The organism is Flavobacterium album (genome assembly GCF_003096035.1).
In the GTDB taxonomy this organism is placed as follows: Bacteria; Bacteroidota; Bacteroidia; order Flavobacteriales; family Flavobacteriaceae; genus Flavobacterium; species Flavobacterium album.
In genome coordinates this window covers 2,566,297-2,592,414 of sequence record NZ_CP029186.1, presented here as the reverse complement: position 1 = coordinate 2,592,414, position 26,118 = coordinate 2,566,297, and the positions used below count along the sequence as shown (strand labels likewise).

The window sequence follows — 26,118 nt, the reverse complement described above, 5'->3', positions numbered from 1 at the left end:
AAAATTAGCGGATTTAATTATAACGATGAATAGCATTAACAAACTTTGGCACAACTTTAATATGGTTTTATAAATGAAAGAGTAGATGGTGCAGTAATTTTATACTGTTGAACATAAACAAATTACAATCATGAGCAAAAAAGTAGCCATACTGGCAACCAACGGTTTTGAAGAAAGCGAATTGAAATCCCCAAAGGAATACCTGGAGCAGCAGGGGTGGACTGCAGATATCGTAAGCCTTAAAAGCGGTACTATAAAAGCCTGGGCAAACGGCAACTGGAGCGGCGAATACAAAGTGGATAAAACGCTTGACGAAGTATCTTCTGGCGATTACCACGCACTGGTGCTACCCGGAGGTGTCATTAACCCTGACCAGTTGAGGAGAAGCGAGGATGCTATTGCTTTCGTAAAAAGCTTTTTCGATGAGAAAAAACCGGTAGCCGCGATATGCCACGGCCCGCAGATACTTATTAATGCCGAGGTGGTTGACGGCCGTGAACTTACATCGTTCCCTTCTGTGAAAAAAGACCTGATAAATGCCGGCGCCAACTGGGTGGATAAAGAAGTTGTTGTAGACAATGGCCTTGTTACCAGTCGCACGCCGGACGACCTGCCTGCCTTCAATAAGAAAATGGTAGAAGAAATCAAGGAAGGCAAACACGAATTACAAACGAGTTAGAACGTATTTAACCACATAAGCATCGCAGGTTCCTGCGTTATAGCCGGGAAAGTAAACTAAAGGGCAACAGCTGCCATGGCATTGGAGTAATGCTTCATTACGACCATACGTCAGTTTGCCCACTCCCTTAAAGCTATATTCTTATGTGGTTATTCTTATATAAGGTTAATGCCTGATTCACCGAAAGCTTTTATACATTGCGTATAAAGGCTTTCTTTTTTATATTTATAAAAAATATCCAATAATGAAAACTAAACTATTATTACTCGCAGTATTTATGGCACTACAAGTAAATGCACAGCTGAAAAACGTTGTTTATATGGAAGGAAAACAAACACTTCATGGTTTTGGCAATGCGCCTAAAAAACCTATTAAAGGTAAGCCTGGTGTTCTTATTCTCCCTGCATGGATGGGCATCAATGACCACACAAAGGAGGTAGCAACAAAACTTAACGAGCTGGGTTACTATTCGTTTGTTGCCGATATTTACGGTGAAGGCAACTACCCTACTACTCCACAACAGGCCGGTGAAAAGTCGGGCTATTTTAAAAACAATCCCGAATTATACCAAAAGAGGATCAAAGCTGCTCTGGATGCCTTTGCAAGTATTGGGGTAGATAAAGATAATATCGTTATTATAGGCTATTGCTTTGGCGGTACCGGCGCACTGGAGGCAGTGCGCGGCGGGATGAACGTAAAAGGTATTGTTTCTTTCCACGGCGGCCTTGGCAAAGATGCTTCACGCCCGAACGGTCCTGTAAAACCTAAGGTGCTTATCCTGCATGGCGCTGATGACCCGTATGTACCGCAAAAAGATATCGAGCAGTTCCAAAAGGAAATGAGGGATGGCAAAGCCGACTGGCAAATGATATACTATGCTAATGCCGTACACGCCTTTACCGAAAAGGAGAATGGCACGGACAACTCTAAAGGGGCTGCCTATAATGAAAAAGCAGATAAGCGTTCATGGGCGCATTTCCTTTTGTTTTTGGATGAAATATTTGGAGGTAAATAAGTTTTTAGCCACGAACCTGCCTGCGGTAAGCAGGTTGCACTAATTTCATCAATTCAATTTGAGGTATTTTTGTAATTCGTGGCAAAACTTTTACTTAACCTGTAACAAAACGCTATATTTACCTCACTAATAAAGCAAATCACTATCCAATGAGAAAAACCCTTATAGTAGCATCACTTTCCCTGTTCGTGCTTTCGTGCAGTACAGGAAAGAATGCCAAAAAAGATTACGCTAAGGCCGATGTGACCAAGTACATGAATTCAATCACGGCTTCTGACCTGAAAAAACACCTGTATATCGTTGCCAGTGATGAAATGGAAGGCCGCAATACCGGTGAACCCGGCCAAAAGAAAGCCGGTAAATATCTTATCAGCCAATACGAAGCGGAAAAAATCCCGTTCCCGAAAGGCGCTGAAAATTACTACCAGCCGGTGCCGGCTGCCTTTATGGCTAAGGCATTCAGTCCTAAGCTTGGCGATTCTGAGAACATCTGGGCATTTATAGAAGGAAGCGAAAAACCCGATGAGATCCTTGTCATCTCTGCCCATTATGACCACGTGGGCATGAAGAATGGTGAGGTGTACAACGGTGCCGATGACGACGGATCCGGAACGGTTGCACTTCTCGAAATCGCACAAGCATTCATGCAGGCCAAAAAAGACGGCTACGGCCCGAAACGCTCCATACTGTTCCTGCACGTTACCGGCGAAGAGCACGGCCTGCACGGTTCGCGCTATTATTCAGAAAACCCGCTTTTCCCTATTGCTAATACCATTGCCGACCTTAATATCGACATGATAGGCCGCAGGGATGATGCACATAAAGACAATGGCAATTATGTATATGTTATCGGTTCCGACCGTCTAAGTACCGACCTGCATAACATCAATGAAGCTGCTAATGCGAAATACACACACCTGAACCTAGATTATAAATTCAATGACAGGAAAGACCCGAACCAGTTCTACTTCAGGTCGGACCATTATAACTTCGCCAAAAAAGGCATCCCGATTATTTTTTACTTCAACGGTGTCCATGAAGATTACCACATGGCTACCGATGAGCCTCAAAAAATAGAATACGACCTGCTGGCTAAAAGGGCACAGCTTGCTTTTGTTACTGCCTGGGAACTTGCCAACCGTGACAACCGCCCTGTAGTAGATAAAGACGGGAAATAAGAAATTATAGTATACAAAAAAATGGCCGGAAGAGATTCCGGCCATTATTGTTTTTAAGAGAATGTGATTTACGCTACTACTCTAAAAGGCTTTCCCCATTAAGATTAGTAGTAAGCACATCGCTCATATAATCAAAGAAGGGCCGCATGGCTGCAAAAGATGCTAACATTTCATCTTTAAAATTCTTATCAAGGACTTCTTTGTCGGTAAATTTCCTTACGACAAGGAACTGTTTCTTCCTTATCAGGTCAATTGCGGGATGGTCTTTATCAAAGCCTTTAGGCGCCGTTTTTAATCCTTCACCCTGCAGTTCGCCAAAATATTTTTTAAATTCCGAAGCTGCAATAATGTTCCTGATCTCGCTGTCATCCAGCTCAAATTCTTTACGGATGCGCATCAGGTCGGCGGCATTAGGTTCCCAAAAACCACCTTCAATAAAGCTTTCACCCGGCTGCAGGTGCAGGTAATAGCTTCCCCTGAATGCAGGCTTGGTACGCGGGAACCAGGCGCTGAAGTAATTCTTATAGGGAGTCTTATCTTTAGAGAAGCGTACATCGCGGTATATGCGGAGAACCTGCATTTTATCAATGGAATCCATTTTCTGCATGCCTGCATATACCTCATTAAAAAAAGACTTTGCCAGCGCATCATTTGCCTGGAAAGTCTTTTTATGCTCTGTAAACCATTCCCTGTTGTTGTTCTTTGTAAGCTCAACAAGAAAATCCAGGACGGGCTTTGTTATCATATAGTCGTTATTATTTGTCAATTCGGGCACATGTCAATTCGAGCGTAGTCGAAAATAGATATGCCCGATTAGACAAAAGTAAGCATCTATTTTTTAGGTACAAAAACAAGGCGCTCCTCTACTCCTTCCATCAACGTAAGTTTGTTTTTATAGATCTTCGCCATATTCACTTTGCCCAGCTCTTTAAAGTACTCGTTCTCTATGCTGCCTTCGCAGAACATTTTGGTCGACATGATTTGGCTGATGTTAATTCCGCCATCTTCGTTCAGGTTATAGGAGCCACTGTAGGTGTTGCAGCCGCCGTTACCTGATATCTTTAATTCCGTATTAAAGGAAGCGGTGGGCAGTCCGTTGCGGTTACTGGCAGCATCTACTGCTTTGCCGTTAATTGAAGAAAGCTCCCATACGTTTGCGGTGAGCAGGTCCATAGGCTGTGTGGCTTTGGCGCTGCGGCATCCTGTAAGGGCAATTGCTGTTATGCTGAAAATTGCGATAATCTTTTTCATGTTTTAGAATTTAGTGTTTTACCAAATTTAAAAACAATTTCCGTCAGAAAAATAGGATTTATAATAACTTTAGTATTGATTAAAAAATGAAGAAATCAATTTTTAACCACATAGTTACATAGGCTTTAGGGCTTCATAAAGTTTATTGAGTAACACAGAGTATGAAGCGTCGCTTCACTATGTGCGGATATGTTTCCTTCAAAAATACACAAATCGCTATAACCCCTATGTACCTATGTGGTTAAAAGAAATGTCTTATAGCAAGCCGTTATATTTGCGTATAAACCATTCTGCGGCAAGCGATACGACAAGGATAACCAATAACCATATCCAGTCGATCATGGGGGATTTTTTGATGATCTCTTTTTGTATGGCTTTGTAGTTTTCATTCTTAAGCAGAACATCTGCTAACTGATCCACCTGTGCCGGATAATAAACCGTGCCATTCGTGTTGGCAGCCGTTTGTTTCAGCCTTGCGAGGTCAGGGTTTACGAATTGTTTCTCGATCTCGAAATCAAGCACTTCAAATGAACCGCTATATGATGTGTTGGATGTAGCTTCCTTTACTGTGAAGCTATATTGCCCGGCATCAAGCCCATCCAGGTTTACCTTATATTCATTGCTGCCTTTCAGGAAATCGTAGTTTTTTGTGGAACCGGTTTTTTTGTTCTTAAGCTGGATCGTCAGCCTTGCATTCTCCTCAAATTCGTAATTCTTGTTGAAATACTGCGCTTTTATCTGTATTACTTCGCCTGAATTATAAAAACTCTCATGGTTCACCACAAGCGATTTGCGTTTGGAATTCGATGCCAGGAACTGGATGGTCTTATCCATAAAAATATCAAACTGCTCAAACGATTTGTTGTTCTGGTGGCTCTCCATCCGCCATTTCCAGATATTCTCCCCTAACAGGAAAGCGCTGCGCTGCGGGCCATTTTCCGAAAATACCATCAGCGGGTTCTCGGTCTTTACATTCCTGATACGCGCCTGCAATAGCACATTGGTATTTTCTTTTGGCGTAATAGTCCCAAACGGATGTTGCAACGGCGGGAATTGCCCAAAGCCGATATCTGTAGCCGCAAAAAGGTTGAACTGACTGTCAAAATCCGCGAGGTACTCTTCGCGCTGCGAGGTCATCCTGAAGTTCAGTTGCTGCTGGTATTGGTTCAGCAGGTTGAAATCGGTAGACAACCCGGTGATGATGAATGTGTTGAGCCCTGCGTTCTTATTCAGTTCCAAAAGCTGCCTGAATGATGCATCCGGCTGGTACAATATAAGCACGTTATAATCCTGTAACGACTTCACTTCATTAGGCTTGAGTATAGTAACCTTCCGTTGCTGGTTGGTCTCTATAGAACGTTTCAGCGCGCCAAGATCAGGATGGTTTATGGACGATACCAATGCCACTTCCGAGCGTTGGTCGATAACCTCTACGGCAAAATTTTTGACGTTATTGTATTTGTTCTTTTCCGCTTCCGCAGAAGAGATCACAGCTTTAAAGGTCTGCACGCCTACTTTGGATGCATCCAAAAGTACCGAAAGCGACTGTGCTTTCCTGTCTTTTGAGAAAACGACATTCTGCTTACTCAGCACCGAATTGCCCTGCATGATCGAGAAAACGGCATTGACATTTTTGTTCCCGTTGTATTGCAGGAATACTTCAACCGGGAATTTATTCTTCAAAAAGGCATACTTGTTCACATTCACCTGGCTTACCCTAAGGTCCAGGAATGTAGTCGTATCGCCCAGTACTAATGGGTACACCGCTGTATTTTCGCGGAAACTGTACACATAATCATTGCCGATGGTTTGGTTGCCATCAGACAATAATACAACAGGGTAATTGGCGTTGCGGTACAGCTGCTTGAGGTTTTGCGCTGCCTGGTCGATGTTGGTTTGCTTTCCTTTAAAGTCGGGTTCTTTGCCAGAGCCAAAGCTTTCATCAAAGGTATACAGCTGCACATCATACTTGTCTTTAAGTTCCTTATTAGAAGTCAGCTTTTCAGCCAACTGCTTCGCAAGGCCGTCCTGTCCCAGTTCTTTTATAGATTGGGAATTGTCGAGTACTATGGGCAAGGGTGTTTTTACGGTTTCGAGGTCTTTCCTTGTGATGACAGGATTTATCAACAGCACGAAGACCGAGAACAGCGTGACAAAACGAAGAAAAGCCAAAAAGATATGCAGCCTGCTTCTCTTTTTGGCTTTAAAAAGATATTGGTAAAACGATAATGCAAATGCTGCCAGTAGCGACAGTAGTAACCATAAAACCGTTGATGCAGTCATTCTATATTATCGTAATTTTCAAATTTTTATTATGTAAGCATACCGCCGTCAACGTTTAGTGTCTGGCCTGTGATGTAAGCCGCCATGTCCGAAGCAAGGAATACGCAGGCATTCGCCACATCTTCCGGCGAACCTCCCCTTTTCAAAGGAATTGCTTCTGCCCAGCCTTTCACTACATCTTCAGGAAGCTTGCCTGTCATTTCGGTTTCGATGAATCCCGGTGCGATAGCGTTGCAACGGATATTACGCGAGCCTAATTCAAGCGCCACCGATTTGGTAAAACCGATAACCCCTGCTTTGGAAGCCGCATAGTTGGTCTGCCCGGCATTGCCTTTCACACCCACTACAGAGCTCATATTAATGATCGACCCGCTGCGGGCTTTCAGCATCGTGCGCTGCACCGCCTTAGTCATATTGAAAACCGATTTAAGGTTTACCTCGATCACTTTATCAAAATCTTCCTCGGAAATCCTCATCAGCAGGTTATCTTTTGTAATACCGGCATTGTTGATAAGGATGTCGATTGTGCCAAAAGTAGCCACTACATCGTCGGCCAGCTTCTGTGCCTCATTAAAATCGGCCGCGTTGCTTTGGTAGCCTTTTGCAGAAATGCCATATCCTTTAAGCTCTTCTTCAAGTGCCTGGGCAGCTTCAACCGAAGCGCTGTAAGTAAATGCCACATTAGCGCCATGCTGTGCAAAAACAATCGCGATACCACGGCCTATACCCCTGCTCGCGCCGGTGATTATTGCCGTTTTTCCTTCTAATAATTTCATAGTACGTTTCGTTAGTTTGTCTGTATGAATGACAAATATAATAAGAGTATATTGATTTTGCCTCATAGTACTCTCAAAGTGGTAAAAAATCATACAAGACCCCAAAGGTTTTGAAACCTTTGGGGTCTGTCATATAATTACCGAATCACCTAGTTCGCAGCTTCCTCCTTTTCAGGGAACAGCACCGATGCCAGTACCGATAACACGAGTACGCCGCCTACCACGATAAGTGAGTGCATCGACTCGATGTGGTATATTGGCGCGATAACCATCTTCACACCAATGAACGACAATATGATCGCCAAGCCGTATTTCAGCTTGCTGAACAGGTGGATAAAGTTTGCCAAAAGGAAGTATAATGCTCTAAGCCCAAGTATCGCAAAAATGTTCGATGTATAAAGAATGAACGGATCATCAGGGGCAATAGCGAAGATTGCAGGGATAGAATCGACCGCAAAAAGAAGGTCGGTAAACTCGATAACACCTACCACAACCAGTAGCGGCGTAGCTACCTTTATGCCATTTTCTATCGTAAAGAATTTATCCTTATCGTAGTTCTTGCTTACCTTGAAAAATTTATAGATAAACTTAGCGCCCGGGCTCTTGCTGAAATCTTTTTCCTCATCATCATCGTCTTCGGCAAAGGCCGATTTTATACCGGCATAAATAAGGAACAGCCCGAACAGCGTCATTATTACGTTGATCTCAACATTGTATCCAAAAATAGTCATCTCAGGCAGGTAGGTAAGCTTGATGAGCTCCACACCGCTGAAAATGAATATCGCACGAAGCACCAATGCTCCGATGATACCCCAAAACAGCACCTTATGATGGTTTTCTTTCGGCACGTTAAAAAATCCAAATACCAATATAAATACAAAGAGGTTGTCTACTGATAAGGCTTTCTCTATCCAGTAAGCCGACTGGAACTGAGAAAATTTCTCAAGGGCTACCTCATGTGATTCTGCATTGAAAACCCAATAGATGACCCCGCTGAATGCCATAGATAATGATATCCATACCAACGACCAAATAATGGCTTCCTTGTTGGTAACCGCATGGCTTTTTTTGTTGAAGACTCCAAGGTCAAGCAAAAGCATGATGACCACCAGTACTGCAAAACCGGCTAAAAGCCCCGGGTGATAAAATAAACTGTCTTTATCCATTTCTCTTTTAGTATTAATTGTTATTTGTAATTGTTATCAGTGCAAGCCTGCCGCCTTCTTTAGACGACAGCAATATTTTTTTCCCGTTCGTCAGCTCTATCATAGAGCCCACCGGTATATCTTTTCCTTCAGTCACATCCTTCATTGCATCCAGCTTCTGGTTCACAAAGACCCATTTGCCTTCAAAAAAAGTAAAATACCCTACCGGAATCTTTTCGCGCGGGTCCAGCCTTTCGTTCCGTATTATATTCCGGTTCACATGCCAGCTGAAAAGGTACTGGTTGTTGTACACCATCAGGCGCTGGTTGTCGGGCTTCCAAACCCCGGGGCTAAATTCGTAATAAAAATCGAGCATTGGCAATGTTCCCTGATGTTTTGTTCCGCAAAAAGGGCATTTTGGTGCGCTCGAGTTGTCAAACACATACCATTGCTGGCTGCAGTTGGCATTTTCGCATTTCTGCATCAGGTCTACCGTTTTCAGCAATGCCTGTTCCCAGGCCTCAGCCGGCGGCCGCATTTGCGGATCGTGCAGCCCTTCGATAAACGCGCGGTTGAACATTTCCGTTAGATATGGCCCCGTTATGGTATACGGCAACGCATTAATATCGGCCCATGGCATATCCCATTTAGAGAAGCGGTTGGGCTTTGGCCTGTTGGTCTGGTCGGTAGGGTGCTCAATGAACAGCGCTTTTTCCCCCATCGAAAGCAGGTCGTCTTTTTCAGTATCCAGGTCGTGCACCTTCCCTCCTTTCAGCGGGTGGCGATGCAGCAGGAACATATATATCAATACCGGGAGCGCATGCAGGTCGGTCAGCCTGCTGGGCAGTATCCGGTTGGGATCGTTCTTGTCAAGGTGCTTTGTTGCCAAAACTTCGGGGGCGATAAATTCTGCTGTACCGATAACCTCCGCTGGGAACAGTCCCGGTACCACCAATCCGTCAAGGTCGATCATACAGGCCGCTTTTTCAACAGGGTCTATCAGTACGTTGTTATAAGAAAGATCGGAGTGTGCCAGTCCCATAGCGTGCATTTTCTTCACGCCGCGCACCAGGTTCACGCATATCTGGAAATAGCTGAGCCAGTTGCCCAGCTCCGATTTTGCCACCCTCAGCGGGAACTGCTCATTCCTGAACTTTGCGGCAGCAAACCATTTTCCGTTCTTCTCTTTGCCTTTTATAAGGTCGCCCGTTTCATGGCCTTTCGAAAAGAAGAATTTACCTTTGTAGGCCGGGACGATAATACCTGTTAAGCCTTGGTAATCCACCACATCGGTGGGCCAGCGGAATACTTCCTCAAGGTAATAATCGGCGGCTTCTTTATTCTTTATCTGCGGAAGGTAGTAGCTGGTGATGCGCTTCAGGCGTTCCTTTTGGTTCTCATCCAGCTTATCGCGGAAAAACGCCACCACATACGACTTGTCGGGGCTGAAGTACACATCCTTCATCCCGCCGCGCATCGGCTCGCCGTTGTCTACAAGCTCGTAGGTTTTATTCGGGTCGTTCACCGACCGTACCGTCTTTATTTCCATTTACTATTTAAAAATGCAACCAATTATTTAGCTGCAAGTTGAAAACAATTTAACCACATAGGCACATAGCCAATGTTTTATCAAAATTTTATAGAGATAGTACTTATAGAACACATCAGCGGTAAAGCTTCGCTTCAACTAATGTTTCACTATCCAAAATATAATGCCTCTTCTAACCACAACAAAACTATGTGCCTATGTGGTTAAAACAAAAAGTTTAAAATAATATCGCCAGCGTCCTGTCGTCATGATTGCCGGGGCTCCAGAAATCCATCCATTCGGCAAGCCTGTCCCGTATGTCATCGTTGCCTCTTCGCATGCCCGGCAGCGCTTCCCTGTTCTTACGTTCAAGGTCAAGGTCTTCAAAAAAGTGCTGCCACCTTTCTATTTTGTCCAGGTTGGCTTCCACTTCAAATTTCGGGTCATATATCCCGTCTGTCATTAGTACGAAATAAGAGAAATCTGTTACAAACTCAAAACGAAACCGCGCCTCAAAATCATCCGCCCTGAAAATTTCGGGCATGGTTATAAAGCGCGTGCCCCCGCCAAACTCGCCAACATCCAGCTTGTTCATCAGGGTCACTTCCGTCATGTCTTTGTTGAGCAGCGCCATCGGGCAGTCGCCAATACTAAATGTCATGAATGCCGATCCCTGCGGATAATGCTTTACCAGCGCAAAAACCAATGTAGCATGAAAATTGCTTAGTGGCATCGCTGCCTCACGCGAAAAATGCTCTATTTCCTCAAAAGCATGGTTTGCTGCCCCCGAAAGATACGGAAGTCCCAGCTCCTTAATTTTTTCTTTGGCATTCGCCGAAACCGCTTCGTCAATTACTGAAGATCGCTCAGCGGTAAACTGGTGCTTCAGGTAATCCACAACGGCATTGCAGGCGATCTCCGAGCCTTTACGCCCGGCCGGCGCCGAGCCTGCCCCATCTGATACCGCAATGACACTCCAGCCGTTTTCCAGTTCAGCATAATCGTAGTCGTCGTCACGATAGCCTCCAATATTAGCATGCGACCTGCCACGGCGCGAAGCCGCTACGAGGGTTTTCCCTCCAAGCTGACAGATCTCGGCAACATTATCAGGTTTAGAATACAGCCCGTTGGCATCGCTGGGGATATCTTTCCAAAGTGATTTTGGGTCGGCATTGATGATGATCGAAAGCTTCTTTACGTTTGGCGCTGCGCCCTCTTCCTCACCTTCAAAATTGTAGGTGAATTCCAGTGTAATGTCTCCCCCCTGGTCCGGTGTCCCGGATATGGTGCGGGTAACCGCGTCATATTCCAGCCCGGTGCCTTCAAAGCCTGTGAGCGAATGGCTTGTAAGGTCGGTAAGGTTTAACGTTTCGAAGTTAAACAATGCAGTATACGGCCTGCCCGCCATCCCGTTGGGGAAAGTGATATATTGCCCGGCTATTTCCAGCCGCCGTGCCCTGATCTGCCATGCTTGTGTCATTTGTACCTGTAGCTGTCTTATAAGGCTTACGTTCTTTATATTTTCTTCCCGCACGGCAAACTCAAGGAATTCCTTTTCGAATTGCTGCGGGCTGTGTATGCCCTGGTTGGCCAGGAGCGTAAAAATGTATTTTTGGATGTCGTTCATTACCCCTGTGCCCTGCCGATGTTGAAGCCGCCATTGCCACCACCCGAGGTATATTTACCCTGAGAGCCGCACCATGGGCACGTGCTCACTTCCTCATCGCCTATGCAGTGGATCTTACGGCAAGAGCAAACAGCCAGTCCATATTGGTTCCCACAGCACGGGCAGGTAGGCGCGCCTATCAGCTCATCGCTGCTCACGTTGTTCTCATACGACTTATCGGCAAGTTCATAATAGGAGTTATCTACCGGATAAGCGCCCATCAGCCTGTAGGCACGTGTCTCGAAATTCATCCCCCCGAAGTTGGAGGGCTGTGATACCTTGCCATATTTCATCAGGTACGGGCGTTTGGTATTCTGGCATTGCGCCGCGAATACCACAAAGTTATCGTCTACGTAGCCGCCACGGTCATAGTCGCCGGGCTTGCTCAGGTCTATTTTAGAAATGGTTTCGTCATCGGTTTTGGCCAGCTCAAATCCTGTTGAATTGTTTTCCACGCTTATGCTGCTCGTCTTAATGGAATCGGTAACCCATTTAAAGAATGCTTTATACGACTGTGGGCTGGTATTCTTAAAATGCATCACATCATTGCTGAGTTCGCCCAAAAGCCTCATGTCTGTCTCATCCCCAAAGGAAATTGCGACCATATTAGCCGTACGCGCCCAGTTTTGTTTCCATTCGGCAATGGCAGCCGAGGTATCATCGGTAGGAACGCCATCGGTAAACAGGAAAACGATAGGCTTCCAGTCGCCCTTTTGCTCGTAGGTCGTTTTTACGATGTTGCTGCGCAATTCATACATCAGGTGGCCCAAGCCCTTGCTTAAGGATGTGCCGCTGCCTATGGGGAACTTAGGCGGGTAAAAGCTCACGATCTCCTGCAACGGAACCAGTGTTTTTGCCTGCCCTGCAAATACGATGATGGAGACCCAAACGGTTTCCAGCGCGTGCGGGTCGGATTTTAATGCCTGGATAATGGTGGCAAGCCCCTCCTCTACCTGCTGGATGGGTTCGCCTACCATTGACTCAGAAATGTCTATTAAAAAATATATGGGAAGCCTTCTCATGATTTTTAGTGATTTAAAGTACACCTACAAGGTCGCAAAGACCTTGCAGGAGATTAGGTAATCTTCGGTCTGCCAACCTACAAGGTTTTCAAAACCTTGTAGGTTTATAAAGTATAACCCATTAAATAACAACGGTAATCTCGTCAGGCGGCGGCGGGAGGCGTGTTTCCTCTCCTGTGCCCTGGCTCCTGTTACCCTGCTCTATGGTTTCAGACACCCACTTGAAGAACGTCTTCAGGGTCTGGCTGTCCGCCGAATCAAGGTGTACCACGTTGTCGGTCAGCTCTTTCAGCATGGCATCGTTAGCCAGGTGGCCGGCCGCACAGCCCACCACAGCGCCAAAATTGTAGGCACGCACCTGCGCGGTTTTTTCTCGGTACAGCTGTATATCTGATGGCTTGCCATCCGTAAAGAGGAACAGTAGCGGTTTCCAGTCGCCCTTTTGCGTAGGCGAGCTTTTTATGATGTCCTGCTCAACTTTAGTAAGCACGAAATCCAGCGCGGCACCTGTATTGGTGGGGCCGCTCTGGGGACAGGTGATCTCCGGCAGGCGAAACTGCACGAGCTCGGTAAGCGGCACGAGCTCCTTTACTTCACGGTCGAACGTAATGATGCTGATCCACAGTGAATCCAGCGCCTGCGCATCGCTACGAAGCGTGTTTACCATCCCGCTGAGTGCGTTATTCAGGGCATGAATGGGCTCGCCATACATGGAGCCTGAGGTATCCAGTAAAAAATAAACCGGTAATCTTCTCATAACTGGCGTATTAGTTCCTTGGTACGTTGTATGCCGATGCTCCGCTGTTCTCCTGCTGTTGCTGCTGCATATTATGCGACACCGTACCGTTGATGTTGTAGGTAGAAGTATTCGCTTCCGGATCGTTCTGTATCAGGTCGCTCATTACGGCTTGGGTTACATCCTTGCCGCCGCTAAGCTGGTGGTACATGGCACCGATCGTATATATGGGCCCCCATGGGATTCCCCACCAGCCCATAACTGCATTAACGGCCACATGCTTGTAGGAATATTTAAAGGTACCTTCGTCCGGCCTTATAAAGTAAATGGAGGAAGGCCTTTTGAAGGTCATTACCACAATAGATACCGTGTAGGGAAAAATAACGAATTTTCCGCCCTGGTTTACAAGCTGCCCGATCTCGGCAACCCGTAATCCCTGTATGTTTTTGATCTGCATGTGTTTACAGATAAGACTTCACAATTCTTGCAATGGTCTGCCCGAGGAATACATCCTCTGTAGGGTCGCCTATCGCACTGAATTTCCATTCGCCATTCCTTTTGTACAGCTTGCCCATGATTATCGATAGCTTGCCTGTATACTGTGCTTCCGCAGAAACATTATACGATGCAAAAACCGAGTTCACTCTTGTAGGCGTACCTTCGTACATCCTGATCTTTGAGTAAGGTATCTGTGAAAAGTCTTCACGACCTGCATTATTAAGGAAAAAGAATATCTGGCTTACGTTAGGATTGATACGGGTAAGGTCTACCGTGATGATCTCGTTATCAAGGCCGTCATCGCCTCCTGTATCGCCCTGAAGGTCATCGCCGGTATGTTTCAGTGCACCGTCAGATGAAAGCAATTTACCTTTAGGAAGGCCGAACTGCTGCAATACCTCCACCCTGTAAAGCGGTGAATACAGGTGGTCGCAAATATTATTCTGCTCATCGATCATGATACAGCTAAGGTCAAGGTCGATGTTGGTTACTTTTTTGCCAAGGCCAAGGAAACCGCCTTTGGTTTCGATAGCGCCCCAGTTAACGCCAACACAAAAGTTGGTCAGGCTTTCGCCCGTAGTCTTTCTAAGGTCGATCTTCTGACCTTTGGTTAAATTAATTGCCATTGTTTTATGTTTTATTGGTTGATTTGATAGCTTGTCTATAACGCAATTTGCGGTTGGCTTTGTAGAGACGTTGCATGCAACGTCTCTACAAAGCCAACCGGCAATACATTATTAATTATATTTATTCAAAAAGTCCTGCAGGCCGCCTTTCATGCCGTTGCCCACAGCCTCGAATTTCCATTCGTCGTTCCTTTTATAGATACGGCCAAACTCTACAGCTGTTTCGATAGAGAAATCCTCATCCAGCTCATATTTTACAAGCTCAGTGTTGTTGGTATCCACGATCCTGATGAACGAGTTGCGTATCTGCCCGAAGTTCTGCCTTCTTTCCGCCGCCTTGTGGATGGTTACCACAAAAGTTATTTCGGCTACATCGCCTGATATCTTTGAAAGGTCAACAATCACTTTCTCATCGTCGCCGTCTCCATCCCCGGTAAGGTTATCGCCGGTGTGCGTTACAGCGCCGTCCGGTGTAGAAAGGTTGTTGTAGAATACAAAATGGTTGTCGCTTACCAGCTTGCCATTCGCGCCCAATACGAATATGGATGCATCCACATCGAAAGCATCGCCTGTATTGCTGGTATTACTGTCCCATCCAAGACCCACTGTAAATTTTGGGGCCGCTATGCTTTGTCTTTGTCCTTTTTCTAAATTAATTGCCATTGGTTATATTGGTTTATTTTGAATTAATATTAATGTTGAGCATGGCCCTTAAAATGTTGGTCTGCTCGTCTACGTTCTGCAGCTCATCGAGGAAATCAACTCCTGATATTTTTTCCAGATAACCCTCCAACACCTCTTCCACATTAGCCGGAAGCGATGTCTTGATGGTAGCCTGTTTTTCCTTCAGCGCATCAGTCTTGGCCTTCAGGTCCATGATGATACTGTTTTTGCCCGACAGGTTCTTCGACAGGTCGAGCCCCTGCGCGGTTTCCGCATCCAGGAAATAAAATGCCTTGGCACTGGCTATAAAAACGAACTTATCATTCGAATCGATAAAGTCATACACCTCAACAATCTCATTCCCGTGCACCAGCCCGCAGCTAAATTTCACCCTGAAATTCGCTATGTTCAGCCTGCCGAGAAGTTTTTTCTCAATACTGGCAAACTCGTTCCGGTAAGCGCTCCGGGCATCCATCTCGGTAAGTGCCAAAAAATGCGCAGCATCGATCTCCCTGTAAAACTCCCCTGCCCTTTTCGTTGGGAACAGCATAATGTCGCCCCACCCGAAAGGCACCTGTTCGCCCGACGCAAGCATGCTGTACAACTGCTGCAATTTGGCTGCCATCAGTTTCGAATGTTCCCGTACTTCTGCGGGAAAATCTACCGCTGCTGTTTCGCTTTCAAGCTTGCGAACGATATCCTCATTGATGTAGATCTCGTCGGAAATAAGCAAATACTGCTGCTCTTTCGACTTCTTCAGCTTCTGGAAAAGGTCGATAAGGCTGCTTGTGTACTGCACATGAAACAGTTCCAGCTTGTTCGGGTCCAGGTCCTTATTCGCCTCGAACAGGTTATGGATAACCTGCGTACGGATAAAGGCTGCAAAAAGGTCTTTGTGGCTAAAAAAATTTGATAATGTCTTTAAAACCCTGAGCCTCTTGCTGCTGTCCTTTAGTATGCCTTCATATATTTCTTCCTGCTCCTGCGTCATCTGCATTTATCTTCACTTCTTTTAAAAGTGCCTAATCTATTAATTTTTTTAACCACATAGATACATAGGCCTTCCACATTAACCTTAGCAAAATATTAGTCAAACATAGCATGAAGCCTTGCTTCATCTCTGTGTGCTATCCCGGAACCATAGTTTTACATTCAAAGCCTATGTCCCTATGTGGTTGAAATTTTTATTCAGCTTCTTAGCTTGTAACCCCTTTTTTCAATTCCGCTTCCAGGTTTTGCAGGCCGGCATCAAGCTCCCTGCGTGTCTGGGCGCCCTGCTCGTGGATCTGTTTCACTTCTGAAAGCGTATCAATAAGCGATTTGGTCGTTGTCCTTAGCGTTTCGAGCGATACAATAGTGTTTTCGCTTTCCCTTGCCACTTCTATACTGTTCTGTTTCAGCATCTCTGCATTCTTCTGCAATATAGTGTTGGTGGTTTCAGATACTTTGCGCTGCACCTCGATATTCTGCTTTTGCCTTTGTAAGGCTACTGCAAGCGTAAGCTGGTTTTTCCATACCGGCATGGTCGTAGTAAGTATCGACTGTGCTTTTTCCGCAAGCGAGGTGTTGTTGTTCTGCACCACGCGTATCTGTGCCAGCGACTGAATCAGGATGAAACGCACCACTTTCATGTCGGCCAGCCTTTTGTCAAGCCTGTTGATAAATGTGCGCTTATCGGATATTTCATAATCCTGATATTGCGATGCATTTCCTTCCATCACGGCAAGCTCCTCGCTTAGTTCCTTAAAGCGTATCTGCCCGGCAATGATGAATTTCTCAATTTCTTTGATAAGCTGCACATTCCCATCGAACATTGTTTGCAACGAGGTATTGTCCTTAACGGAATTGATCATCCCGGCCTTTACCTTATTGCTGATACGGTCTACGTTCGCAGTAATCTTATCGTATTTTTGGAACAGCTTTTTCACATCGACGATCATGTTCTTAAGGAACGGTATCTTCGAGATGAATTTCTGGAAACCGCTCTGGTTCAGCTCATCCACATCAATATAGTTCAGCTCCGCCAACAGTTCATTGATGAGCGGGCCTACATCCCCTGCCTGCTGTGCCCTTACATTGGTAAGGAACGTGTCGCTCTGCTTCGAAATGGTATTCTGTATCTCGGCACCATAGTTCAGTATCGAATTGACATCTTTCTCATTAAGCTGGTTGGCAATAGGCCTGTACTCGGCCATTTGCTGTTCGTTTATGACTTCGAGGTTTACATTTCCCTCCTTGTCCATTGGCCCGGAAATGGGCGTTACCGTAACTTCATTATTTTCCATTGCTTTGGTTTTACAGGTGATTTTGCTGTATGGTCACTACAGTCTGTTCCAGCTTTTTGTCGGCAGTCGGCACACCTACGGCGTTGAATTTCCATTCGCCGTTCCTTTTGTAGAATACGCCCAGTACCATTGCCACGCTGCCTTCGAATGCTTTGTCATTGGCAATATCATATTTTGCGAACACTTCCTGCACGCGTGTCGGCGTACCTTCGTAGATCCTGATGGATGCAAACGGAATGTCCTTAAAGTCCTGCCCACGGAAGCTGTTGATAAAGAACCCGAGGTAATATGCACTTGGCGACAGCTTTGTAAGGTCTACGGTTATCACTTCATTATCAAGGCCGTCATCTCCGTTCAGGTCACCCGTAAGGTCGTCGCCGCTGTGGCGTATCGCCTGGTCGTTGCTCTTCAGCTGCCTGAAGCTCACTGTATCAATGTGTCTTTTATTCTCGTCATATACCGCGCAGCTTGCATCAAGGTCTACGGGCTCTTTTTTTGTGCCGAAAAATCCTTTTTTCTCGATAGCGCCCCAGTTGATGCCCACGCAGATGTTCTGCAGTTTGGAACCGTTGCTTTTTTCGAGGTTTATGCGCTGCCCTTTTTCTAAATTGATTGCCATTGGTTTATCGTTTTTATTGATTGATTTCCCGATTACGCTAAATGGTAACCGGATTGAGACCTTACAGATTTTTGAAACCTGTCAGGTCTTATTTACTAATTATATTTATTCAGATATTCCTGGAGCCCGCCGCGCTGGCCTACGCCTACCGCCTCGAACTTCCATTCGTTGTTCCTCTTGTAGATACGGCCGAACTCTACCGCAGTTTCGATAGAGAAATCTTCTTCCAGCTCATATTTAACCAGCTCAGTGCCATTGGCATCTATAATGCGCACGAATGAGTTCCTTACCTGGCCAAAGTTCTGCTTGCGCGCTTCGGCATCGTGAATGGTCACTACAATGCATATCTCTGTCGCCCTTGGGTCAATTTTAGAAAGGTCCACGTTGATAGACTCGTCATCCCCATCGCCGTCGCCGGTAAGGTTATCGCCTGTGTGCTCTACAGCTTCGTCCGGGGATTTAAGGTTGTTATAGAATACGAAGAACTCATCGGCAAGCAGCTTTTTGTTATCGCCCATGATGAAAACCGATGCATCAAGGTCGAATGATGCTCCGGTAGATGATGTATTGGTATCCCATCCGAGGCCTATTGTGAATTTAGGTGCGTTTAGCGTTTCACGCTGGCCTTTCTGTAAATTGATAGCCATAATTACTTTTATTTTTATTGGTTAAACTATGATTGATTTTATTGAGGTTGCTTTGGTATTCGCCTATGGTGTGGTAATTGTTGCTCACCGCGAGGTCGAACAGCTTTTTCTTCACCTTCTTTTTCATGGAAGATAAAAGTAGCGAAAAATCAGCTTCCTCCATCTTCAGGATGTATTTTACTATACGGGTATTGAAAGCGAACGAACGTGAATTCACCACCTCCATCAGGCTGTGCACATCTTTTACAAAGAAATAGTTGTAATAGTTCTCGATGTTCGGGTGAATGTCTTTATTAATCAGCTCAGCATAATACAGGAACATAAATGTTCCCTGAACGTCGTATTGCTCCAGTATCTTTTTTACGATGTGCTCGTGGCTACCCGTAATTTTTATATCGTCCAGGAGCAGGCACAGCTTGCCGCCAATGTAGTTCCGGTCAATGTAATACGTATCATTGGCTATGAGCCTTACCCTTTCGGCATAGTCAAGGTTGCCATAATCTGTCGTATACGTCTGGTTGCGGTATATTTTCGATTCCGCCAACGCCTTCCTGCCATGCTCATACAGGAACCGGTTCATGCGCAGCTTGAAATAGTGGCATAAAAAATTGGACGCCGTAGGTATCGAATGGTACGGGCTTGGCAGTATCACGATATCAGTGTGCGCCAGGATCAGTTCCTTATGCTGTGCTATAAAACCTTCAAAAAGCTCGTCGGCAAATTTTTCGGCATAGACATTTTCGCCGAACTTGAATTTACTGTATTCAGCTTCAGAAAAAGGGCAGTTATTCTTGTCGGTGATCTTATGCAGGCTGTAGGTGTGGTTCATTAAGGGGTGTATTGATTAATAAATGGGCTTTGAACCCGAAAGCAAGTGCGCCGTCATAGTCGGACACTTTATTGTCGCCAATATGTAGCACTTCATGTTTGGCAATGTCGCCAATCTTCATTATTTCGTCATAGGCGCACTGATACATATTGGGAGAGGGCTTTGAAAAACCTGTCTCGTCCGAATACAACTGGAATGAAAAATATTTTTCAAGGCCGTAATGGGCAATCACTTTTCGCAGGGCGCTTCCTTTTATAAAAGCGGTATTGCTCAGGATGTTCGTAGTGATGCCCTCCGAATGCAGCTTTTGGAATAAGGAAGGTATATAGTCATAGAGCAGTACCGGCTTGTATTCCATGAAAAGCTTTTCGGCAAGTACATAGAATTCAGCAAGATGCTGGCTGGTGTAAAGCTCAATATCAATACCCAAGTGATCCAGTATAAGGTAATAAATTTCGAACGTATCAAAATTCTTTCCTGCCTTTTCGTTGATGCTATTGGTCAGTATATCGAATTTGCGTATTGCCAGCGCTACCTCTTCAATGGGTTTGCCAATACCGAAGTAGTCTTTAAACAGAAGGTTCCTCTTGCTTTTAAATTCAGGATTTGACTTTATCAGCGTGAGCCACAGGTCAAAAGATATTTGTTTGTATTTATATAAGTCCGGTATCCTCTCCATCCCTTTATAACATTTCGAATATAAATGAAGGGTAAATATAAAAATTTAATCTTTTTACAACAATTTAAATTGGCAATAACACAAATAAAACCAAATAATTTAACTTTGAAGTAATTTAAGCAGCAATGTAAAATTTTCAACCACATAGATACATAGAATTTAAAAATGCTGGTTAAACGCACAGACCATAGTCCCGCATAGCTGAAGCAAAACTTCAGGCTTAGTATGCCTTATTCACCAGTATGCTGAATAAAAATTTAAAACTATGTGCCTATGTGGTTAAATAAAAATTTAAACTATGAAAACAACAATACTCGGGTTAAGGACGGTAGGCTATAAAGTAAGCAACATTGACAATGCCAGGGAATGGTATGCTAAAGCATTTAAAACCCAGCCGTACTTTGACCAGCCATTTTATGTCGGATTCAATATCGGCGGGTATGAGCTTGGCCTCCAGCCCGATGAAGCCGTTAATGGCGATAATGTCGTGACGTATTGGGGTGTGGAAGACATTCAGGCAGAGTACGACTGGTTCATCAGCCTTGGTGCGACAAAACATGAAGCCCCGCAGAACGTTGGCGGCGAGATCATGGTGGCCTCTGTAAAAGACCTGTGGGGAAACATCATAGGACTTATCTACAATCCTGAATTTAAGCTGCCCTTATGAAAGTAAAGCCTGTAACCCGCTTTACATCAGACGGTAAGGAAATAACCATCCGTGAAGCTACAGAATATGATGCGCTGAACCTCATCGAACTGAAAAAAAGCTACATTAAAGGTACACGCTCTATTCCGCTATATGAATTCGAATATAAGAATGATATACAGATGGAAAAGGACCTTATAAAGCGGTTCCACACGGAAGAGAACAGCCTGCTGCTGGTAGCCGAGCACGGCAATAACCTGGTTGGGAACATTGACCTTTCGGGCAACCAACGGACGAAGCTTTTGCACACCGGGATGATCGGCATGGGGATAGCGTACGAATGGCAGAACCGGAAGATCGGCAGCTTTTTGATGGGAAGCCTGCTGGACTGGGCTGCTGAAAGCCCGCTACTGAAAATCATCTGGCTGGAAGTATATGCTACCAATACCGGTGGAATAAAGCTGTATGAAAAATTTGGGTTTGAAAGCTGTGGGCATATAAAGGATTTCTTTATGGAAGAAAATCCTGCGGATAAGTTAACAATGGTGAAATATTTAAATTCATAAAAATTTAACCACATAGGAACATAGGCAGGATAGTATTTTATAGTCTACATATCGACACATAGACCAGAGCTTCGCTTCGCTATGTGTGCCTCTAATTAGGTAGTAACAACTCCTGTCAAATACTATTTTACCTATGTATCTATGTGGTTAAAAAATAAAACTAATGATAAAATCAATACTACTTGTCGGATTAGGCGGTGCAACCGGCAGCATACTGCGGTACCTCACGACGGTCCTGGTCAATAAATACTGGAGCCAGGCTTTCCCCCTTGCGACTTTCATTATCAATATTGTGGGCTGCCTGCTCATAGGCCTCCTGATGGCTTTTATAGAAAAGCATGCCGGCATGAGCACCAATTTCAGGCTGCTGCTCGTGACCGGATTCTGCGGCGGATACACTACCTATTCTGCATTTGCCTACGAAAACACATCGCTCATCGGCGGCAGCCAAAGCCTTGTTGCATTCGCCTATATTGCCGCCAGCGTAATTGTAGGAATACTGTTTGTATGGGTGGGAATGTACCTGGGCAGGTTACTCTGAAAATTTCATTACACGAAATTCCCTTTTCACTGCAAAACAAGTGTTTAAGTACTAAAATTTTACTAAAAAAGGGCGGGTGAAATTTACTTATTTGTAATTTTAACCTATGAAATAAGAGATTTTATAAATAATCGCCAAAATTAACCCTTAAAATTAAACACCATGAAATTGCTTAAATTTTTACTCGCAGCATTGGCCGGATTCGGCATTGTAAAATTCGTTGGATATGTAACCGAGGCTGAGCTTGAAGAAGGTGTGGAATATGACATCTATGAAGATGAAGACCACCCGCTTTTTGTTTAACCGATAAGCTATTATAAACTGGAATAGTGTGGCACGTGGTATAGTGCGGCACTTCTCTATATCTTACTGAATAGTATCCTCCGCCCTGCGGGGGATTTTTTTTGCGGTGTAACTATAATTTCTATAAAGCATACCTCTCCCGACTGCGCTTTCACTGACAACGAATAAACAAGAACATGTTATCACATAGAGAGAAGCGTCTGCCGACACAAGCAGGTCGAGATGCAATATGAATCTCATTGAATCCTTAATTCTTTTAACATCTCCGCACCCATTCATTAATTAAAATATAATGATACGTTAAACTATTCCCATCATCCTGAATTTTAAGACAACCTTAGTAAAGACAGCGTTTTACAATGGCTAACTTAGTAAAAGAATTCAGGAAGGAACCTGATTTTGTAATCATTAGTGCCATGAGAACTACACTTGAAACGATGCCTTGTGCAAACAGGGAAAAAGGATGTATCGACCATAATGATTCAGCCGGTACAAACCCGAACAGGAACAATTATGAGCAGGTGAACTACACGTCCTACAGGCAAAATTTCATGCTGGTACCGGACAACCATCCTACGCCTGAGGAAAGGCTGCTCCACCCAGACAAAGGAGAACTGGACAACTAAATTATACTGATTATGATACACTCAGACAACAAGGGATACATTCCCGGGGAAAATAAGGAAGAGCAGAGCTCGCCGGCCCCTCAGAAAAATATGGGCAAAGGCTATGAAGAAAAAGCCGCCACCGGCAGGAACCATGCTGAGAACATGGATGAGAATGAGAGAAGGAACCTGAACGCCGACCAGGAAAAAAGATCGGGAAACAAGTAACGGACTTTAATAATTTAAACATAATTCACTAATCTTAATTTGAACAGCTATGAGTAACAAAAAATTGATCATAGGGATCGCAGCGGGAGTTGCAGCCCTAGCAGTAGTAGGCATTATCCTTAAGAGAAAAGGACATCTTGACGGCATCATCGGAAAAGCGGAAGAGCTTGGAAGTGACCTTGCCGACAAATACCAGACCGTAAAAGAAAGCGCAAGAAAAAAATTTGATGAAGTAGTGCATAAAGGCGGCGAAATAGCCGACAAAGTTACAGGCCATTCGTCTGAAACAGCAGCTACTAACACTGCAGCAGGAAAATCGAACCCTGCAACAGCTTAAAAATTTCTCCGGAAGTTGATAATAAAGGTGCCCTATATGATATATGGCACCTTTATTTGTTTTAAATTTATGCTTATTTACTGAATATGAGAATATATATTACCATCATAGCCGTCATACTGGCGGTAACCATAGGATGCGGAACAAAGGATAATGTACTGTATCCTGCCAATGCCAATGCAAACGAAATAGCCGCAAGTGCTGTAAACGATACCGTGCGCATTGCCAACGATTCGCTTGAGTATGAAGTAATCATAATCGATCCGGGGTTTACAACCTGGTTGGCTTCAAGGGCAAGGCAGCGCGGTTATTATTCGCAGCCCTACCTCCAGAACAAGAACCGCTTTTGGGTTACCGAATGGAATACACGTGTAATGGAACCACAACGCTATGGCGACCTGTACCAGATGCGCATCGACTATAACTACAATGTGGATTATGGCTATGAAGTGAATTACCTGCTTTTTAATTATTTAGTTTATTTCCAAATAACCAACAACCAAAAGCTGGGAGGTATTGTTCCCTACCCATAAATCCGGTATATTTGCGGAAGCAAAACCAATATGGAAAAATTCAAACAGCGCTGGGGCATAACGAAAAACTACCAACTGGTGGTTATCTTTATCGTTTTTGCTGTTACAGGGTCGTCTTCTGCATATTTATCCAAACCTATATTGGCATGGTTCGGTTTTAAAAGAGACGTATTTTCCCCATGGCTTTACTGGCCGATGTACCTAATACTTATTTTCCCTATCTACCAGGTGTTGCTCGTTTTTTTCGGGTTCATTTCCGGGCAGTTTAAATTCTTCTGGGCATTTGAAAAAAGGATGCTGAAATCGCTGGGTTTTGGTTTTTTGTTTAAAGAATAATTCCCTTCTTCTTTTTAGCTATTTTTAGGTTCTCGACTGCGCTCGAACTGACAACGAATTACAAGAATATTTACGTTTAACATGTCGATATACGTTGTCACATCGAGCGCAGTCGAGATGTTATTAAATTTCAAAAAACAGGATATGAACGGAAGCATGAGGGATGGAAGCGGCATCCTGCCGAGGCACGAAGGCAGATATAGCGCACAGCCCGACACCGTAGTTTACGGAGGTAGCACGCCCAAATACAGAAAACAAATCTCTGACAAACAACAACTTATAAATTAAAATTAAAAATTTCAAAAATTAATTTGGAAATTAAAAACTTTCTCCCCTAACTTTGCTACAAGTTCTTTAAAAATTATTTCTTATCCAGAAAGACCGAGGGAATTGACCCTATGACGTCTTGGCAACCTGTCACGCGCTGCGTGATAAGGTGCCACATTCAACCCCCTGCATTGCGGGGAAAGATAAGCTTAGAAAATAGTAAATAATAGTACAAAATATTATATGCTCTTCTGACTTATCGGGAGGGCATTTTTTGTTTTAATGCCCTTTCGATATACTGGTTTAGAATTTTTTTTACAAGACGGAAAAAATTATTTAACATCTAAATCAACAAAAAAATGAAAGAGCAGACGCAAATTTTACACAGCATCCCGGTAGACCCGTTAACAGGCAGCATCTCTACCCCTATTTACCAGACATCGACATTTGTACAGGAAGCGCCCGGCGTACACAAAGGCTATGATTATGCCCGCAGCAACAACCCCACCCGCAAAGTGCTGGAAGACTGCATTGCCAAACTGGAAAACGGTACCAACGGCTATGCCTTTGCCAGCGGCCTTGCTGCCATTGATGCCGTGATAAAACTTCTTGAAGCCGGCGATGAAGTAATTGCTGTAGATGATATTTACGGCGGCGCGTTCAGGCTGTTTACGCATATTTACCAGAAATTTGGTATCAGCATACGGTATGTCGACACTACGAATGTCGCCAATGTGGCCGATGCCATCACGGCAAAAACCAAATTGATCTGGATCGAGTCGCCTACCAACCCAACGCTTAAAATATCTGACATTGCCGGCATTGCAGAGATTGCGAAAGCCAACAACGTATTGCTTTGTGTAGACAACACTTTTGCCTCCCCTGCTTCGCAAAAACCGATTAACCTCGGTGCCGATATCGTGATACACAGTGCGACAAAATACCTGGCAGGCCACAGCGACCTGATCGCCGGATTGGTAGTAACCGCTACAAAGGAACTGGGCGACAGGATAAAATTTATACAGAATGCTTCCGGCGCGATACTCGGACCGTTCGACAGCTGGCTGGTGATACGCGGAATCGAGACGCTTACGCTCCGTATCCGGCAGCACTCGGAGAATGCACAAAAGATAGCGGAGTTCCTGCTGAAAGAGAAGCTTATTAAAAATGTTTATTTCCCGGGGCTGCCCTCCCACCACAACCATGATATTGCCAAAAAACAGCAGAAATACTTTGGCGGCGTTATTGCTTTCGACCTGGTGATCGACGATAAGGAACTGGCTTCTAAGATCGTTTCGTCTACCAAATTGTTTAAGCTGGCGGAAAGCCTTGGCGGGGTAAAAAGTTTATGCTGCCTGCCTTGTGAAATGACGCATAAATCAATTCCGGCAGAGAAAAGATACCAGTCAGGTGTGACGGACAGCCTAATACGTTTGTCGGTTGGGCTTGAAGATGCGGACGATCTTATTGCCGACCTGAAGCAGGCTTTTGCATTCGCATTCGCAGAAAGTGCTGTAGTCGAATCTGTAACTGCTTAACCTCTAAAAATAATTTAACCACATAGAAACTTAGCTTTCATAGTTTCAATTTTAGACGAGATATAATACACATAGTTTTTGAAGCTACGCTTC

General features: G+C 44.6%; 32 protein-coding genes and 1 riboswitch. Of the genes, 14 read left to right on the top strand and 18 right to left on the bottom strand.

Annotated features, from left to right (window positions below; all coding sequences use genetic code 11):
* Nucleotides 1-130 precede the first annotated feature (130 nt).
* From HYN59_RS11620 to HYN59_RS11610, 3 genes are all read left to right on the top strand, one after another.
* Nucleotides 131-679: a type 1 glutamine amidotransferase domain-containing protein gene (locus tag HYN59_RS11620; RefSeq protein WP_108778417.1), complete on the top strand. Its 549-nt coding sequence runs from the start codon at nt 131-133 to the stop codon at nt 677-679.
* A 244-nt stretch (nt 680-923) separates the two neighbouring features.
* A complete protein-coding gene (locus HYN59_RS11615) occupies nt 924-1,694 on the top strand; it encodes a dienelactone hydrolase family protein (RefSeq protein WP_108778416.1) in 771 nt (256 codons plus the stop codon).
* A 149-nt stretch (nt 1,695-1,843) separates the two neighbouring features.
* Nucleotides 1,844-2,872 (top strand): M28 family metallopeptidase, encoded by a 1,029-nt coding sequence (locus HYN59_RS11610; protein ID WP_108778415.1) that lies wholly within the window; start codon nt 1,844-1,846, stop codon nt 2,870-2,872.
* Between the two features lie 76 nt (nt 2,873-2,948).
* Here HYN59_RS11610 and HYN59_RS11605 read toward each other — a convergent pair whose 3' ends face one another.
* From HYN59_RS11605 to HYN59_RS11520, 18 genes are all read right to left on the bottom strand, one after another.
* The gene (locus HYN59_RS11605; protein ID WP_108779726.1) at nt 2,949-3,617 is read right to left on the bottom strand and encodes a DUF2461 domain-containing protein; all 669 of its coding nucleotides are present in this window, start codon (nt 3,615-3,617) and stop codon (nt 2,949-2,951) included.
* 86 nt (nt 3,618-3,703) lie between these two features.
* Nucleotides 3,704-4,123, bottom strand: a complete 420-nt coding sequence (locus HYN59_RS11600) for an META domain-containing protein (protein WP_108778414.1) — start codon at nt 4,121-4,123, stop codon at nt 3,704-3,706.
* A gap of 255 nt (nt 4,124-4,378) precedes the next feature.
* Nucleotides 4,379-6,406 carry a hypothetical protein gene (locus tag HYN59_RS11595; RefSeq protein ID WP_108778413.1) on the bottom strand — a complete coding sequence of 676 codons (2,028 nt, stop codon included), beginning with the start codon at nt 6,404-6,406 and terminating at the stop codon, nt 4,379-4,381.
* A gap of 29 nt (nt 6,407-6,435) precedes the next feature.
* Nucleotides 6,436-7,182, bottom strand: a complete 747-nt coding sequence (gene fabG, locus HYN59_RS11590) for a 3-oxoacyl-[acyl-carrier-protein] reductase (protein ID WP_108778412.1) — start codon at nt 7,180-7,182, stop codon at nt 6,436-6,438.
* A gap of 149 nt (nt 7,183-7,331) precedes the next feature.
* On the bottom strand, nt 7,332-8,348 hold the full coding sequence (locus HYN59_RS11585; RefSeq protein ID WP_108778411.1) for a TerC/Alx family metal homeostasis membrane protein: 1,017 nt from the start codon (nt 8,346-8,348) through the stop codon (nt 7,332-7,334).
* Between the two features lie 13 nt (nt 8,349-8,361).
* Nucleotides 8,362-9,876, bottom strand: a complete 1,515-nt coding sequence (locus HYN59_RS11580; protein WP_108778410.1) for a helix-hairpin-helix domain-containing protein — start codon at nt 9,874-9,876, stop codon at nt 8,362-8,364.
* A 217-nt stretch (nt 9,877-10,093) separates the two neighbouring features.
* Nucleotides 10,094-11,482: a PP2C family serine/threonine-protein phosphatase gene (locus HYN59_RS11575; RefSeq protein WP_108778409.1), complete on the bottom strand. Its 1,389-nt coding sequence runs from the start codon at nt 11,480-11,482 to the stop codon at nt 10,094-10,096.
* A complete protein-coding gene (locus HYN59_RS11570) occupies nt 11,482-12,543 on the bottom strand; it encodes a TerY-C metal binding domain-containing protein (RefSeq protein ID WP_108778408.1) in 1,062 nt (353 codons plus the stop codon). The genes HYN59_RS11575 and HYN59_RS11570 overlap by 1 nt, the downstream gene beginning before the upstream one ends.
* A 121-nt stretch (nt 12,544-12,664) precedes the next feature.
* The gene (locus HYN59_RS11565) at nt 12,665-13,300 is read right to left on the bottom strand and encodes a vWA domain-containing protein (RefSeq protein WP_108778407.1); all 636 of its coding nucleotides are present in this window, start codon (nt 13,298-13,300) and stop codon (nt 12,665-12,667) included.
* 10 nt (nt 13,301-13,310) lie between these two features.
* Nucleotides 13,311-13,736, bottom strand: a complete 426-nt coding sequence (locus HYN59_RS11560) for a hypothetical protein (protein WP_108778406.1) — start codon at nt 13,734-13,736, stop codon at nt 13,311-13,313.
* A 4-nt stretch (nt 13,737-13,740) separates the two neighbouring features.
* Entirely contained in the window at nt 13,741-14,403 is a 663-nt protein-coding gene (locus tag HYN59_RS11555) for a TerD family protein (RefSeq protein WP_108778405.1), read from the bottom strand.
* Nucleotides 14,404-14,514: 111 nt separating this feature from the next.
* The gene (locus HYN59_RS11550) at nt 14,515-15,066 is read right to left on the bottom strand and encodes a TerD family protein (RefSeq protein WP_108778404.1); all 552 of its coding nucleotides are present in this window, start codon (nt 15,064-15,066) and stop codon (nt 14,515-14,517) included.
* A 13-nt stretch (nt 15,067-15,079) separates the two neighbouring features.
* Complete coding sequence (locus tag HYN59_RS11545; protein ID WP_245895556.1) at nt 15,080-16,063, bottom strand: hypothetical protein; 984 nt, start codon at nt 16,061-16,063, stop codon at nt 15,080-15,082.
* Between the two features lie 199 nt (nt 16,064-16,262).
* The gene (locus tag HYN59_RS11540) at nt 16,263-17,351 is read right to left on the bottom strand and encodes a toxic anion resistance protein (protein ID WP_108778403.1); all 1,089 of its coding nucleotides are present in this window, start codon (nt 17,349-17,351) and stop codon (nt 16,263-16,265) included.
* A 10-nt stretch (nt 17,352-17,361) separates the two neighbouring features.
* Nucleotides 17,362-17,970, bottom strand: coding sequence for a TerD family protein (locus HYN59_RS11535; protein WP_108778402.1), 609 nt, complete (start codon nt 17,968-17,970; stop codon nt 17,362-17,364).
* 95 nt (nt 17,971-18,065) lie between these two features.
* A complete protein-coding gene (locus HYN59_RS11530; RefSeq protein ID WP_108778401.1) occupies nt 18,066-18,617 on the bottom strand; it encodes a TerD family protein in 552 nt (183 codons plus the stop codon).
* Nucleotides 18,586-19,446: a phosphoribosyltransferase family protein gene (locus tag HYN59_RS11525; RefSeq protein WP_108778400.1), complete on the bottom strand. Its 861-nt coding sequence runs from the start codon at nt 19,444-19,446 to the stop codon at nt 18,586-18,588. The genes HYN59_RS11530 and HYN59_RS11525 overlap by 32 nt, the downstream gene beginning before the upstream one ends.
* Nucleotides 19,421-20,125: an HAD family hydrolase gene (locus HYN59_RS11520; protein ID WP_108778399.1), complete on the bottom strand. Its 705-nt coding sequence runs from the start codon at nt 20,123-20,125 to the stop codon at nt 19,421-19,423. Before HYN59_RS11520 ends, HYN59_RS11525 begins: the two co-directional genes overlap by 26 nt.
* Before the next feature lie 298 nt (nt 20,126-20,423).
* On the opposite strand from HYN59_RS11520, the gene HYN59_RS11515 reads away from it, so the two are divergent.
* The 11 genes from HYN59_RS11515 (at nt 20,424) to HYN59_RS11470 (ending at nt 26,025) form a co-directional block, all read left to right on the top strand.
* Nucleotides 20,424-20,792: a VOC family protein gene (locus tag HYN59_RS11515; RefSeq protein WP_108778398.1), complete on the top strand. Its 369-nt coding sequence runs from the start codon at nt 20,424-20,426 to the stop codon at nt 20,790-20,792.
* The gene (locus HYN59_RS11510) at nt 20,789-21,337 is read left to right on the top strand and encodes a GNAT family N-acetyltransferase (protein ID WP_108778397.1); all 549 of its coding nucleotides are present in this window, start codon (nt 20,789-20,791) and stop codon (nt 21,335-21,337) included. The genes HYN59_RS11515 and HYN59_RS11510 overlap by 4 nt, the downstream gene beginning before the upstream one ends.
* 163 nt (nt 21,338-21,500) lie before the next feature.
* Complete coding sequence (gene crcB / locus HYN59_RS11505) at nt 21,501-21,878, top strand: fluoride efflux transporter CrcB (RefSeq protein WP_108778396.1); 378 nt, start codon at nt 21,501-21,503, stop codon at nt 21,876-21,878.
* Nucleotides 21,879-22,040: 162 nt separating this feature from the next.
* A complete protein-coding gene (locus HYN59_RS18080) occupies nt 22,041-22,181 on the top strand; it encodes a hypothetical protein (RefSeq protein WP_181369427.1) in 141 nt (46 codons plus the stop codon).
* Nucleotides 22,182-22,540: 359 nt separating this feature from the next.
* The gene (locus HYN59_RS11500) at nt 22,541-22,807 is read left to right on the top strand and encodes a hypothetical protein (RefSeq protein ID WP_108778395.1); all 267 of its coding nucleotides are present in this window, start codon (nt 22,541-22,543) and stop codon (nt 22,805-22,807) included.
* A gap of 12 nt (nt 22,808-22,819) precedes the next feature.
* Nucleotides 22,820-23,014, top strand: a complete 195-nt coding sequence (locus HYN59_RS11495; RefSeq protein WP_108778394.1) for a hypothetical protein — start codon at nt 22,820-22,822, stop codon at nt 23,012-23,014.
* Between the two features lie 49 nt (nt 23,015-23,063).
* Nucleotides 23,064-23,351, top strand: coding sequence for a hypothetical protein (locus HYN59_RS11490; protein WP_108778393.1), 288 nt, complete (start codon nt 23,064-23,066; stop codon nt 23,349-23,351).
* Between the two features lie 86 nt (nt 23,352-23,437).
* Entirely contained in the window at nt 23,438-23,884 is a 447-nt protein-coding gene (locus HYN59_RS11485; RefSeq protein WP_108778392.1) for a DUF6146 family protein, read from the top strand.
* 30 nt (nt 23,885-23,914) lie between these two features.
* The gene (locus tag HYN59_RS11480; protein ID WP_108778391.1) at nt 23,915-24,220 is read left to right on the top strand and encodes a DUF6787 family protein; all 306 of its coding nucleotides are present in this window, start codon (nt 23,915-23,917) and stop codon (nt 24,218-24,220) included.
* A 144-nt stretch (nt 24,221-24,364) separates the two neighbouring features.
* Nucleotides 24,365-24,508: a hypothetical protein gene (locus HYN59_RS18075; RefSeq protein ID WP_181369426.1), complete on the top strand. Its 144-nt coding sequence runs from the start codon at nt 24,365-24,367 to the stop codon at nt 24,506-24,508.
* Nucleotides 24,509-24,585: 77 nt separating this feature from the next.
* Nucleotides 24,586-24,697, top strand: a riboswitch (SAM riboswitch).
* A 149-nt stretch (nt 24,698-24,846) separates the two neighbouring features.
* Nucleotides 24,847-26,025, top strand: a complete 1,179-nt coding sequence (locus HYN59_RS11470; RefSeq protein WP_108778389.1) for a trans-sulfuration enzyme family protein — start codon at nt 24,847-24,849, stop codon at nt 26,023-26,025.
* Nucleotides 26,026-26,118 lie beyond the last annotated feature (93 nt).